Origin of the sequence: Burkholderia humptydooensis, from assembly GCF_001513745.1 — a bacterium.
Classification (GTDB): domain Bacteria; phylum Pseudomonadota; class Gammaproteobacteria; order Burkholderiales; family Burkholderiaceae; genus Burkholderia; species Burkholderia humptydooensis.
In genome coordinates, this window is sequence record NZ_CP013382.1 from 1,816,360 (window position 1) to 1,829,850 (window position 13,491).

Annotated in this window: 10 protein-coding genes; 7 read left to right on the top strand and 3 right to left on the bottom strand. The window is 71.1% G+C overall.

Going from position 1 to position 13,491, the window contains the following annotated elements; all coding sequences use genetic code 11:
- The first annotated feature begins 255 nt into the window (after positions 1-255).
- The 5 genes from AQ610_RS27060 to AQ610_RS27080 are packed head-to-tail and all read left to right on the top strand — an operon-like array spanning position 256 to position 8,460.
- Positions 256-3,492, top strand: coding sequence for an efflux RND transporter permease subunit (locus AQ610_RS27060; RefSeq protein WP_006027598.1), 3,237 nt, complete (start codon positions 256-258; stop codon positions 3,490-3,492).
- Positions 3,493-3,507: 15 nt separating this feature from the next.
- Positions 3,508-4,761 carry an efflux RND transporter periplasmic adaptor subunit gene (locus AQ610_RS27065; protein ID WP_006027599.1) on the top strand — a complete coding sequence of 418 codons (1,254 nt, stop codon included), beginning with the start codon at positions 3,508-3,510 and terminating at the stop codon, positions 4,759-4,761.
- 8 nt (positions 4,762-4,769) lie between these two features.
- The gene (locus tag AQ610_RS27070) at positions 4,770-6,332 is read left to right on the top strand and encodes an efflux transporter outer membrane subunit (protein ID WP_006027600.1); all 1,563 of its coding nucleotides are present in this window, start codon (positions 4,770-4,772) and stop codon (positions 6,330-6,332) included.
- Positions 6,329-7,024 (top strand): heavy metal response regulator transcription factor, encoded by a 696-nt coding sequence (locus AQ610_RS27075; RefSeq protein ID WP_006027601.1) that lies wholly within the window; start codon positions 6,329-6,331, stop codon positions 7,022-7,024. Before AQ610_RS27070 ends, AQ610_RS27075 begins: the two co-directional genes overlap by 4 nt.
- Positions 7,024-8,460 (top strand): heavy metal sensor histidine kinase, encoded by a 1,437-nt coding sequence (locus AQ610_RS27080; RefSeq protein ID WP_043282799.1) that lies wholly within the window; start codon positions 7,024-7,026, stop codon positions 8,458-8,460. Before AQ610_RS27075 ends, AQ610_RS27080 begins: the two co-directional genes overlap by 1 nt.
- 19 nt (positions 8,461-8,479) lie before the next feature.
- On the opposite strand, the gene AQ610_RS27085 is transcribed toward AQ610_RS27080, so the two are convergent.
- Positions 8,480-9,199: a pyridoxamine 5'-phosphate oxidase family protein gene (locus AQ610_RS27085; RefSeq protein WP_009914643.1), complete on the bottom strand. Its 720-nt coding sequence runs from the start codon at positions 9,197-9,199 to the stop codon at positions 8,480-8,482.
- Between the two features lie 103 nt (positions 9,200-9,302).
- Between AQ610_RS27085 and pdxR the strand changes: the two genes are divergently transcribed.
- Together pdxR and AQ610_RS27095 are read left to right on the top strand one after the other, a co-directional pair.
- Positions 9,303-10,811 carry a MocR-like pyridoxine biosynthesis transcription factor PdxR gene (gene pdxR, locus AQ610_RS27090; RefSeq protein WP_006027604.1) on the top strand — a complete coding sequence of 503 codons (1,509 nt, stop codon included), beginning with the start codon at positions 9,303-9,305 and terminating at the stop codon, positions 10,809-10,811.
- A 160-nt stretch (positions 10,812-10,971) separates the two neighbouring features.
- Positions 10,972-11,766 (top strand): SDR family NAD(P)-dependent oxidoreductase, encoded by a 795-nt coding sequence (locus AQ610_RS27095; RefSeq protein WP_006027605.1) that lies wholly within the window; start codon positions 10,972-10,974, stop codon positions 11,764-11,766.
- A 58-nt stretch (positions 11,767-11,824) separates the two neighbouring features.
- On the opposite strand, the gene bamE is transcribed toward AQ610_RS27095, so the two are convergent.
- Together bamE and AQ610_RS27105 are read right to left on the bottom strand one after the other, a co-directional pair.
- Positions 11,825-12,226, bottom strand: a complete 402-nt coding sequence (bamE, locus tag AQ610_RS27100; RefSeq protein WP_006027606.1) for an outer membrane protein assembly factor BamE domain-containing protein — start codon at positions 12,224-12,226, stop codon at positions 11,825-11,827.
- 129 nt (positions 12,227-12,355) lie between these two features.
- Positions 12,356-13,426, bottom strand: a complete 1,071-nt coding sequence (locus tag AQ610_RS27105) for an AI-2E family transporter (RefSeq protein ID WP_006027607.1) — start codon at positions 13,424-13,426, stop codon at positions 12,356-12,358.
- Between the last annotated feature and the right edge of the window lie 65 nt (positions 13,427-13,491).

The window sequence follows — 13,491 nt, forward strand, 5'->3', positions numbered from 1 at the left end:
CCGCCAGGCTCTCCGTCCTGGCGCTCAGCTCAAGCTCCTGCCCAAGCTTTCCGTCCGGGCTTTCCGTCGCCCGCTCGTCGCGACGCGCTACCCGTCGCACTCGCCCCGCCCGATTCCCCAGATTCTTCCGATTCGTCCGACGAACCCTTCCTGACAATTCCGCCATCTTCGCGTCAGCAACCCGTCCGGGGCGTTTTTCTATCATGCGATCCCGACCACCGACGCAACGCCCGCCCGTCCAGGCACCCGCCCTCCATGTGGATCGTCAATCTCGCGCTCAGGCGCCCGTACACGTTCATCGTGATGGCCATCATGATCCTGCTGGCCACGCCGCTCGCGCTGATGCGCACGCCGACCGACGTGCTGCCGTCGATCGACATCCCGGTCGTCAGCGTGATCTGGAATTACAACGGCCTGTCCGCGCAGGAGATGGCCGACCGGATCACGTCGGTCCACGAGCGCACGCTGACGACAACCGTCAGCAACATCCAGCACATCGAATCGCAGACGCTCCCCGGCATCGCGATCATCAAGATCTTCCTGCAGCCCGGCGCGAGCACGCAGACGGCGATCGCGCAAACGGTGTCTTCCGCGCAGGCGATCGTGCGGCAGATGCCGCAGGGCGCGACGCCGCCCCTCATCATCAGCTACTCGGCGTCGAGCATTCCGGTGATCCAGCTCGGGCTGTCGAGCCGGTCGATGAGCGAGCAGCAGCTCGCCGACGTCGCGATGAACTTCCTGCGCCCGCAACTGATCACGATTCCCGGCGCGCAGGTGCCGTACCCGTACGGCGGCCGCACGCGCGTGATCTCCGTCGATCTCGACATGCAGGCGCTGCTCGCGAAGGGGATGACGCCCGCCGACGTCGTGGCTGCAGTCAACGCGCAGAACCTCGTGCTGCCCACCGGCACCGCGAAGATCGGCCAGACCGAATACCGGATCGGCACGAACGCGTCGCCCGGCACGATCGCCGAGCTGAACCGGCTGCCTGTGCGGACGACGGGCGGCGCGACGATCTATCTGTCCGATGTCGCGCACGTGCGCGACGGCTTCACGCCGCAGACGAACGTCGTGCGCAAGGACGGCGAGCGCGGCGTGCTGGTGTCGGTGCTCAAGAGCGGCGACGCGTCAACGCTCGCCGTCGTCAACACGCTGAAATCGCTGCTGCCGTCGATCGAGAACACGCTGCCCGAGGACCTGAAGATCACGCCGCTGTTCGATCAATCCGTGTTCGTCGACGCGGCGATCCAGGGCGTGATCCACGAGGCGCTGATCGCCGCCGCGCTGACCGCGCTGATGATCCTGCTGTTCCTCGGCAACTGGCGCAGCACGCTGATCATCGCGATCTCGATTCCCCTCTCCATCTTCACGTCGCTGCTCGCGCTCGCCGCGCTCGGCGAGACGATCAACATCATGACGCTCGGCGGCCTCGCGCTCGCGGTCGGGATTCTCGTCGACGACGCGACGGTGACGATCGAGAACGTCGAGCGCCATCTGCATCTCGGCTCGGACCTGCGCACCGCGATCCTCGAAGGCGCGGGCGAGATCGCGGTGCCCGCGCTCGTGTCGACGCTCTGCATCTGCATCGTGTTCGTGCCGATGTTCTTCCTCACGGGCGTCGCGCGCTATCTGTTCGTGCCGCTCGCGCAGGCCGTCGTGTTCGCGATGCTCGCGTCGTACGTGCTGTCGCGCACGCTCGTGCCGACGCTCGCGATGCTGCTGTTCGCCAGGCACCGGCCGGACGCCGACGCCAGCGCCGCCGATGCCGACGACGCCGCGCACGCGGCGCGGCGCTCGCGCTTCGCGCGCCTGCATCACGCGTTCGACCACGCGTTCGAGCGGCTGCGCGCGAGCTACATCGTGCTGCTGAGCGTGCTGCTCGTGCGCCGGCGCTTCTACGCGTCGCTGTTCCTCGGTTTCTGCGTGCTGTCGACGGGCCTCGTGTTCGCGCTCGGCCGCGACTTCTTTCCGAGCGTCGACGCGGGCGACATCCGGCTGCACCTGCGCGCGCCGACCGGCTACCGGATCGAGGAAACCGCGCGGCTCGCCGACGAGGTCGAGCAGACGATCCGCGAAGTCGTGCCGGCCGCCGAGCTCGGCACGATCGTCGACAACCTCGGGCTGCCCGTGAGCGGCATCAATCTGTCGTACAGCAACGCGGGCACGATCGGCACGCTCGACGGCGAGATCCTGATCGCGCTCAAGCCAGGGCACGCGAGCGCGCGGCGCTACGTCGAGCAGTTGCGCGGCCTGTTGCCCGCGCGCTTTCCGGGCGTCGAGTTCTTCTTTCAGCCGTCGGACATCGTCACGCAGATCCTGAACTTCGGGCAGCCCGCCGCGATCGACGTGCAGGTGCAAGGCGCCGATCTCGCGTCGAACATGGCGATCGCGAGCCAGTTGATGAAGCGCGTGCGCACGATTGCCGGCGCCGTCGACGCGCACGTCCTGCAGCGCGACGACGAGCCGCTCCTCACGGCCGACATGGACCGCACGCGGATGCAGCAGCTCGATCTGTCCGCGCAGAACGTCGCGCAGAATCTGCTGATCTCGCTTGCCGGCACGTCGCAGACGACGCCGTCGTTCTGGGTGAATCCGAAGACGGGCGTTCAGTATCCGCTGACGATCCAGACGCCGCAGTATCAGGTCGGCTCGGTCGGCGATCTGCTCGCGACGCCCGTGTCCGCGGCGGGCGGCGGCGCGCTCGCGCCGTACCAGTTGCTCGGCAATCTCGTCGACATCGCGCCGGGCGTGTCGCCCGCCGTCGTCACGCACTACAACATCCGGCCCGTCGTCGATCTGCTCGTGAGCGTCGAGGGCCGCGACCTCGGCGCGGTCGCGACCGGCATCGGCCGCGTGATCGACGACGCCCGCGCGACACTGCCGCGCGGCACGACGATCACGATGCGCGGCCAGGTCGAGACGATGCGCACGTCGTACCTCGGGCTCGGCGCGGGCGTCGCGATGGCGATCGTGCTCGTCTATCTGCTGATCGTCGTAAACTTCCAGTCGTGGCTCGATCCGCTCATCATCGTGAGCGCGATGCCCGCCGCGCTCGCCGGCATCGCATGGATGCTGTTCGTCACCGGCACGCACCTGTCCGTGCCGGCGCTCACGGGCGCGATCATGACAGTCGGCGTCGCGACCGCGAACAGCATTCTCGTCGTCGCGTTCGCGCGGCAGCGGCTCGACGCCGGCGTGCCGCCGCTCGCGGCCGCGCTCGAGGCGGGCGCGACGCGCATCCGCCCGGTGCTGATGACCGCGCTCGCGATGATCATCGGCATGATCCCGATGGCGCTCGGCCTGGGCGAGGGCGCCGAGCAGAACGCGCCGCTCGGCCGCGCGGTGATCGGCGGCCTCTCGTTCGCGACGGTCTCGACGCTGCTGTTCGTGCCGCTCGTGTTCGCGGGCGTCCACCAGCGGCTCGCGAAGCGTCGCGCGCGCCGCGCCGCCGCCGCCGGCGACGATCCGTCCCGCTCCGTTGACCCGAATTGATGACCGGTTGAACCCATGGAAGAGAAACATCACAGCGCCGTCGGCATTCACGTAGACGAATCGGGCCTCGACCTGCCCGCCCGCGCGCAGGTCTGGAAGCGCGCGCAATGGGCGCTCGCCGCGGTCGGCCTGTTGCTCGCGGCGGGCGGCGTCCGCACGCTCGTCGCCGACTGGCGCAACGCGAACCGGCTCGACGCGCTCGCCGCGCAGAACGCGCGCCAGTACGTGAGCGTCGCGCAGCCGAGCCCGGCGACGCTCGCGAGCCGCCTCACGCTGCCCGGCACGCTGCGCGGCTACGTCGAGGCGCCGATCTACGCGCGCGCGAGCGGCTACGTGCTGCGCTGGCGCGCGGACATCGGCGCGCGCGTGAAGCAGGGCCAGTTGCTCGCCGAGCTCGACACGCCCGAGCTCGACCAGGAACTCGCGCAGGCGGTCGCGCAGCGGCAGCAAGTCGAATCGACGCTCGCGCTCGCGAAGACGTCGCTCGACCGCGCGCGGCAGTTGCGCGAGCGCGATGCGGTGTCGCAGCAGGAGCTCGACGATCGGCAGGGCGCGTACAGCCAGGGCGTCGCGAACCTCGCCGCCGCCGATGCGAACGTGCGGCGCCTCACCGAGCTGAAGTCGTTCCAGAAGATCGTCGCGCCGATCGACGGGATCGTCACGCAACGCAACATCGACGTCGGCGATCTCGTCAACGCGGGCAACAGCGGCACGGGCCGCGCGCTCTTCACGGTCGTGCAGGCGGACCGGCTGCGGCTGTACGTGCAGGTGCCGCAGGCGTACGCGCAGCAGGTGCAGCCCGGCCAGCACGTGAGCGTCGCGCAGCCCGAGCTGGCCGGGCAGACGTTCGACGGCACGATCACGCACACCGCGCAGGCGATCGACGTCGCGACGCGCACGCTGCAGATCGAGATCACGCTGCCGAACGCCGACGGCCGGCTGATGCCGGGCGCATACGTCAAGGCGACGCTGCCGATGGCGCCCGCCGGCAACCTGACGATTCCGGCGAACACGCTGCTGTTTCGCGCGGAGGGGCCGAGCGTCGCGGTGGTCGAGGCGAACGGGCAGATCCGGCTGCATCGCGTGACGATTGCGCGCACGCTCGGGCAGACGCTCGAAATCGACAGCGGCCTCGCGGCGACCGACCGGATCGTGCTCAATCCGGGCGATTCGCTCGCGAACGGCGACGCGGTGATCGTCGCGCAGCCGCCGAAGGCTGGGCCGGCCGCGCCGAAATCGCCGCAGGCGGCGACGGGAGCGCGCACGTGAGCGCGCGGATGGCGTTCGGCGCGCGCGGCCGGCGCGGCGGGCGGCGCCCGCTCGCGCTGCTCGCCGCCGCGACGCTCGTGCTCGCCGGCTGCGCAGTCGGCCCCGACTACCGTCGCCCGCCCGTCGATACGCCCGCCGCGTGGCAAATCGAACCGGCCGATTCGTACTGGCAGCCGGCCGCCCCCGCGCGCGCGTCGCTCGCGCCCGACTGGTGGCGCGCGTTCGGCGATCCGCTCCTCGACGATCTCGAAACCCGCGCGCTCGCGAGCAACCAGAGCGTGCAGGCGATCGCCGCGCGCTACGATCAGGCGAAGGCGATGCTCGCGTCGGTCGCGTCCGCGCAGTGGCCGAGCGCCGGCGCGACCGCGGGCGCGTCGCGCGCGCGGATCTCGGCCGACCGGCCGCTCACGAACTACGCGCAGCCGAATCATTCGACCGTGCAGAACGACGTGCAGATCGGCGCGACGGTCAGCTACGAACCCGATCTGTTCGGCCGGCTCCGCCGTTCGGTCGAATCCGCGCAGGCATCGGCCGACGAGGCGCGCGACGATCTCGCGAACGCGCGCCTCGTGATGACGGCGAGCCTTGCGACGAGCTACCTCGCGCTGCGCGAGACCGACGCGGAGATCGACGTGCTGAGCCGCTCGGTCGCGCTGCAGCGCAAGGCGCTCGACTTCGTGTCCGCGCAGCACGAGCTGGGCGCCGTGTCCGGCCTGAACCTGATGCAGCAGAAGGCGCAGCTCGACGCGACGCGCACCCAGGCGCAACTGCTCGTGAACCAGCGCGCGCAGCTCGAGCACGCGATCGCGACGCTCGTCGGCACGCCCGCGCCGGCGTTCTCGATTGCGCCGCGCGTGCAGGCGCTCGCCGCGCCCGCGCTGCCCGCCGGGTTGCCAAGCGACCTGCTGCAGCGCCGGCCGGACGTCGCGTCGGCGGAGCGCGCGATGGCGGCGGCGAACGCGCAGATCGGCGTCGCGCGCGCCGCGTATTTCCCGCGGATCACGCTGTCGCCGGCGCTCGGCTGGGATGCGACCCGCTTTGCGAGCCTCTTCGCCGCGCCGAGCCTGCTGTGGTCGGTCGGCGCGTCGCTCGCGCAACCGCTGTTCGAGGGCGGCCGGCTCGCGGCGGGCGTCGCATACGCGCAGGCGGGCTACGCGGCCGCGCAGGCGGCTTACCGGCAGACCGTGCTCGCCGCGTTCGAGGAAGTGCAGAACGCGGTCACGGGGCTGTCGGTGCTCGACGAGGCCGAGCGCCGCGCGCGCTCGGCCGTCGACGACGCGCAGCGGCTCGTCGGCCTCGCGCAGGACCGCTACGCGGGCGGCCTGACCGCATACATCGACGTGATCGGCGCGCAACAGCAGTTGCTCGCGAGCGAGCGGCAGGAGGTGCAGATTCGCGGGCAGCGCGCGGCGCTCGTCGTGTATCTCGCGAAGGCGCTCGGCGGCGGATGGAGCGCGGCGGAGACGGCTGACGCACAGCGGCCGGCACGATCCGCCGCGACAGGTGCACAATCTACGGCGAACGCCGGCGCGGCGCCGCCCGCCGCGCCGGCACAACGGGACAGAACATGAAAGTACTGATCGTCGAAGACGAAGCGAAAGTGGTCGATTACCTGAAGAGCGGCCTCGCCGACGAAGGCTGGGTCGTCGACGCCGCGGCCGACGGCGAGGAAGGCGCGTGGATGGCGGTCGAATACGACTACGACGTGGTCGTCCTCGACGTGATGCTGCCGAAGCTCGACGGCTTCGGCGTGCTGCGCTCGCTGCGCGCGCACAAGGATACGCCCGTCATCATGCTGACCGCGCGCGACCGCGTCGACGATCGCGTGCGCGGCCTGCGCGACGGCGCCGACGATTACCTGACGAAGCCGTTCTCGTTCCTCGAGCTCGTCGAGCGGCTGCGCGCGCTGACGCGCCGCGCGCGCGTGCAGGAATCGACGTTGATCTCGATCGGCGACCTGCGCGTCGACCTGATCAGCCGCCGCGCGACGCGCAACGGCGTGCGGCTCGATCTCACCGCGCAGGAATTCCAGTTGCTCGGCGTGCTCGCGCGCCGGCGCGGCGAGGTGCTGTCGAAGACGACGATCACCGAGCTCGTCTGGGACGTGAACTTCGACAGCAACGCGAACGTCGTCGAAACCGCGATCAAGCGGCTGCGCGCGAAGCTCGACGGCCCGTTCGCGGACAAGCTGCTGCACACGATCCGCGGGATGGGCTACGTGCTCGAGGAACGCGCGGACGACGACGGGCAGGCGAAGCGATGATGACGCGCTCGATTTCGAGACGGCTGTCGGTGCTGTTCGGCGTCGCGTCGCTGTTCGTGTTCACGCTCGTCGGCGTGGGCCTGTTCGCGATGATGGAGCGGCAGTTGTTCGCCGAGCTGCGCGCGACGCTCGACACGCGCACGAAGATCGCCGCGATGATCGTGTCGCACGGCACGACGGCCGCGCGCTTCAGGATCACGCAGGACAAGCTCGCCGATCTCGAGCCGCCCGACGGCTCGACCCGCTATCACGTCGACAGCGCCGATCCCGCGTTCCGCTTCGGCAAGCCGGTCGAGGGCGAGCCCGACGGCTACGCGGCCGACGGCTTCCTGCTGCTGCGCCCGCCCGGCAGCGAGTACGACGTGATGACGAAGACCGTCGTGCTGCCCGCGAGCGGCGAGCGCCCGACACTCACGCTCGTCGTGTCGACCGCGTGCGAGCGCACGCAGAAGATGCTGCGTCACATCGCGCTGACGCTCGCCGCGCTGATCTCGGCCGCGACGCTCGCAACGCTGCTGCTGAGCCGCGCGGTCACGCGCGTCGGGCTCGCGCCGCTCGCGCGGCTGTCGCGCGAGGCGGCCTCCCTCGGCCCGGCGAACCGGCGGCAGCGGCTGCGCACCGACGCGCTGCCGCGCGAGCTGCACGATCTCGCGAGCTCGTTCAACGGCGCGCTCGAGCGGATCGAGCGCGCGCACGAGCGGCTCGAAGCGTTCAACGCCGACGTCGCGCACGAGCTGCGCACGCCCGTCAGCATCCTGATCGGCCAGACGCAGGTCGCGCTCGCGCGCGAGCGCTCGGCGGACCGGCTGCGCGAGACGCTCGAGTCGAATCTCGAGGAGTTCGAACGGCTGCGGATCATCGTCAACGACATGCTGTTCCTCGCGCGCTGCGACCGCGGCGAGCGTGCAACCGATCTCGCCGACGTGTCGCTCGCCGCCGAGGTCACGCGCATGCTCGCGTTCCTCGAGATGTCGCTCGACGACGCGCAACTGCGCGCGGAACTCGCGGGCGACGCGCGCGCGAGCGTCGATCCGTCGCTGTTCGGCCGCGCGATGACGAACCTGCTGATCAACGCGATCCAGCACACGCGGCCGGACAACGCGATCCGCGTGACGATCGCGCCGCGCGGCGAGACGGTCGAGATCGCGGTGTCGAATCCGGGCGAGCCGATCGACGCGATCGCGCGCGCGCATCTGTTCGAGCGCTTCTACCGGATCGAGGAGGCGCGCGCGAACAGCAACGAGAATCACGGGCTCGGGCTGTCGATCGTGAAGGCGGTCGCCGAGATGCACGGCGGCGCCGTGTTCGTGTCGTGCGAAGGCGGCTGGAACACGATCGGCTTCTCGGTCGCCGCGCGGCCGGCCGACGCCGGACCGCACGCGCGCGACGTGCGCCCGGCGGCGGGCGCGCGGCGGCCGGCGTTGAAGACGACTTGAGCTGCGGGCGGCAGCCCGCTCAACGCACCGCGGCCCGCCTCGCCTCCTCGTCCCGCGTCTCGCGAAGCGGCACCGCGTCCTGCCAGCGCCGCACGTAGTCCGGCACGCCGGCGGGCGCGGCGTCCGTGATCGGCGCGAAGTGCGCGTCGCGCATCGGCAGCACGCCCGCCCACACCGGCAGGCCGAGATCCGCTTCGTCGTCCTTCGGGCCGCCCGTGCGGACCTTCGTCGCGGCTTCGTCGAGCGCGATGCGCAGCACCGTCGTCGCCGCGAGCTCGCTCGCGTCGCCCGGCCGCGCGTCGCGGCTTCTGCCCGGCGCGATCCGCTCGACGAACGTGTCGAGCACGGCCGCCTTCTGCGCGTCGGGCACGGCCTCGAACTCGCCGTAGATCACCGCCGACCGGTAGTTCATCGAATGATTGAACGCCGAGCGCGCGAGCACGAGGCCGTCTAGATGCGTGACGGTCACGCACACCTGCGCGCCCGCCGCCGCGAGCTTCAGCATCCGGCTGCCGTTCGAGCCGTGGATGTACAGATGATCGCCTTCGCGCCAGCACGCGGTCGGAATGCAGCGCACGCCCGAGTCGTCGGCGAATGCGACGTGGCACACATACGCATCGTCGAGGATCGCCTCGAGCGTCGGGCGATCGTAGTGGCCGCGATAGGCGGCGCGGCGCACGCGGGTGCGCTCGGTCGGCGCGCTCGGGTCTTGGACGGAATCGGCTGCGGTCGAGGTCATCGGCGTGGCTCCTGCATCGGCATGTTCGTTTCGGAAGACTCGACGATAGAAAATCTGTGGCACCATGAATAGATCCATGCGATCACAAATTTTTGGAGCCACGATGGACTACGGCGTGCTGCTGTCGAACTTCGAGCGGGACAACGCGCACGATGCGCTCGCGCGCGCATCGCAGCAGCACAGGCTCTACGCGTGCCTGCGCGCGGCGATCCTGAACGGCACGCTCGAGCCCGGCACGTATCTGATGTCGTCGCGCGCGCTCGCCGAGACGCTGCGGATCGCGCGCAACACGGTGCTCTACGCATACGAGCGGCTCGTCGCCGAGGGCTTCGTCGTCGCGCGGCGGCAAGGCACGATGGTCGCGCGCGTCGGGCTGCCCGCGGCCAGCGCGGCCGCCTCGCCCGCGAACGCGCGGCCCGCGCTCGCGCGGCGCGTCGCAGGGCTGCCGGACATCGACGCCGACGACGAGCGCGAGCCGCTGCCGTTCCTGCCGGGGATGCCCGCGCTCGACCAGTTTCCGCTCGCGCCGTGGCGGCGCGCGCTCGAGCGCGCGTGGCGGCGCATCGGCCCCGCGCAGCTCGGGCATGCGCCGCTCGGCGGCAATCTGCGGCTGCGGCAGGCGATCGCCGAATACCTGCGCGTGTCGCGCGGAATCGGCTGCGATGCGCAACAGGTGTTCGTCACCGACGGCACGCAGCACGGCCTCGACCTGTGCGCGCGCACGCTCGCCGACTCGGGCGACACCGTCTGGATCGAGAATCCCGGCTACGCCGGCGCGCGCGCGGCGTTCGAGGCGGCCGACCTGCGGCTCGTGCCGATTCCCGTCGATGCGGACGGCCTCGCGCCGAGCGCCGGGCACTGGCGCGCGGCGCCGCCGCGGCTCGTCTACATCACGCCGTCGCATCAGTATCCGCTCGGCGCGGTGATGAGCGTCGAGCGGCGCGTCGCGCTCGTCGCGAACGCGCGCGCGGCGGGCACGTGGATCGTCGAGGACGATTACGACAGCGAGTTCCGCCACTTCGGCGCGCCGCTCGCCGCGCTGCAAAGCCTCGGCGACGACGCGCCCGTCGTCTATCTCGGCACGTTCAGCAAGACGATGTTTCCGACGCTGCGCATCGGCTTCGTCGTCGCGCCGGCGGCGCTCGCGCCGGAGCTGCGCCGCACGATCTGCGCGCTCGCGCCGCGCGGGCGCCTCGCCGAGCAGCTCGCGCTCGCCGACTTCATCGAAGCGGGCCATTTCACGCGGCATCTGCGCCGGATGCGCCGGCTCTACGACGAACGGCGCGGCGCGCTGCAGGCCGCGCTCACGCGCCATCTCGGCGGCGCGCTGACGGTGTCGGGCGGCGCGGGCGGCATGCATCTGTCCGCGCGGCTCGATGCGCCCGTCGCCGACGTCGATGTCGCGCGCGCGGCGCGGGCCCGCGCGATCAGCGTGCGGCCGCTGTCGCGCTTCTGCCTGCCGGGTACCGATTGCACCGCGTACAACGGCCTCGTGCTCGGCTACGGCGCGGTGCCGACCGAGCAGATCGACGCTTGCGTGCGGCAGCTCGGCGCCGCGATCGACGATGCGCGGCACGCCGGGCGGAAGACGGCGCGCAGCGCCGCGAGGTAAACCGGACGGCATGCGAGCGCGCCCGCCCGGCGCCTCCCGGCGCGCCGCCCTCCGCCGCGCCACGTCCCGCGAGACTGCCGACTTCCCCGCTTTCGTCTAAGCTGGTCGCTCGCCGCCGCCTCGCGGCGATCCGTTCTCCCCCTTTTTGCGGAGTCAGCCCATGCACATCGAACTCACCGGCAAGACCGCCCTCGTGACCGCCTCGACCGCCGGCATCGGCCTCGCGATCGCCGAGGGGCTCGCGCGCGCCGACGCACAACTGATCGTCAACGGCCGCAGCGATTCGTCCGTCAAGGCCGCGCTCGCGCATCTGCGCGCCGCGGCGCCCGGCGCGAGCGCGCAAGGCGTCGTCGCGGACCTGTCGGACGCGCAAGGCGCGAAGCGGCTGATCGACGCCGCGCCGTCCGTCGACATCCTCGTCAACAATGCGGGCATCTACGGCCCGAAACCGTTCTTCGACATCGACGACGCCGAATGGGAGCATTTCTTCCAGATCAACGTGATGTCGGGCGTGCGGCTCGCGCGCCATTATCTGAAGGGAATGCTCGAGCGCGACTGGGGGCGCATCGTGTTCATCTCGTCGGAATCGGCGCTCAACATCCCGGCCGACATGATCCATTACGGCTTCACGAAGACCGCGCAGCTATCGATCTCGCGCGGGCTCGCGAAGCTCGCGGCCGGCAGCCGCGTGACCGTGAACGCGGTGCTGCCCGGCCCGACGATGTCCGACGGCGTGAAGGCGATGCTGAAGGCGACGGCCGACGCCCGGTACCAGAGCGTCGAGCAGGCGGGCGTCGATTTCGTGCGCGCGCATCGGTCGAGCTCGATCATCCAGCGGCCGGCGACTTGCGACGAAGTCGCGAATCTCGTCGTCTACGTGTGCTCGCCGCAGGCGTCCGCGACGACGGGCGCGGCGCTGCGCGTCGACGGCGGCGTCGTCGACACGATCGCGTAGCGAAGAATCGGGCCGCGCGGTCGGGCCGCGCGGCCGAGCCGTTCAGCCGGCCCGCCGCTCACGCGCGCGGCTCGTCGCGCGTCGCGCGCGCGCCGCCGCCGCCGCGCAGCAGCCCGGCGCGGTCGGCTTCCGCGCAAGTCGCGAAGCCGTGCCCCGAAACGACGCCGCGCCGGTCGAACACGACGTAGTACGTCCGGTGGTCGTTGCCGTGCCGCAAATCGTAGTTGTAGCAGACGCCCGTGCCGTTGCGCATCATCCAGACGCTTGCCGGATTGCCGCCCGCCTTCACGATCTGCGTCTGCGTCGCACCCGGCTGCGCGGCCGCCTTCGGCAGCGGCAGCCTCGCGTACGAGAACGAGTCGAACCAGCCGCTGAACCACGAACAGCCGCTCATCAGCAGCGCGGCGGCGAGCGGGCAAGCAAGGGCGGAAACGGTGCGGTTCGTCGTCTGGATTGGCATGCTGCTCTAGCTCGGCGGCACGATGCCGTCGCAGTGGAAAACTGCATGCTAATCGACGTTTCGCTGTCTTTTTGTTGAATTTTTAAAAACAGCCGGAAAAACAACGCGCCGTTCGTTCGGCGCGCGCCGTCAATCGACCCACTCCGCCCATAGCACGGTCAGCACCGTCATCAATGCGGGGCCGACGAACAGGCCGAGCAGCCCGAACGTCTCCGCGCCGCCGAGGATGCCGAACAGCACGAGCAGGAACGGCAGCCGCGCGGAACTGCCAATCAGCACCGGCCGCACGAAGTGCTCGGCGACGAACACGACGACGGCCCCGAACGCCGCGAGCCCGATCGCCCAGCCGAGCGCGCCCTGCACAAAAAGCCACAGCGCCGCGCCGCCGAACACGAGCGGCGCGCAGAACGGCAGCATCGCCGCGACCGCGGTGACGAGGCCGAGCAGCGCCGCATGCGGCAGGCCCGCGAACGCGTACGCGAGCCCGAGCAGCACGCCTTCGCCGAAGCCGACGACGACGAGCCCCGTCACCGTCCCGTACACGGCGGCCGCCATCCGCCGCAGCAGCGCCGCGCCGCTTTCGCCGAACGCGCGCCGCACGCCGGTGAGGAGCGCCCCTGACAGGCGCGGGCCCGCCTGGAAGATCACGAACAGCGTGACGAGCATGAAGCCGAACAGCACCGCCGCGTGCGCGAGCCGCGAGCCGAAGTGCCGGCCGAACGTGACGACGCTCCCGCCGTCGACGCTCTTCACCGCGCTCGCCGGATGCAGCGGCTTCGCGAGATTCGCCTGCCACCACGCGCTCGCCTGCTGCGAGCCGAACGGCAGATGCGACAGCGCGTCGGGCGCCGGAATGCCGGTCTGCTCGGCGCGATGCAGCCAGCCGAGCAGCTCGTGGCTCTGCTCGACCGCCTCGACGAGCCCCGCCGCGATCGGCACGACGACGAGGAGCGCAACCGCCGACGTCAGCGCGGCGGCGACGAGCGTCGCGCGGCCGTGGAACGCGGGCAGCGCGTCGATCCGGCGCAGCGCGGGCCACAGCGCGATCGCGACGACGCACGCCCACGCGATCGCCGGCACGAAATCGCGGATCACCCACAACGCGAGCGCGACGAGCGCCGCATACAGCGCGCCGAGCGCGATCGACTGGGCCTTCGGACGGCCGGCGGGCTCCGGCGGGACAGACGCGTTCTGGACCATGAGGACTCTTGGCAAAATATGCGAGCGCGGCGCGCCGACACCGCCATCTTAAAGGATGCGCGCGA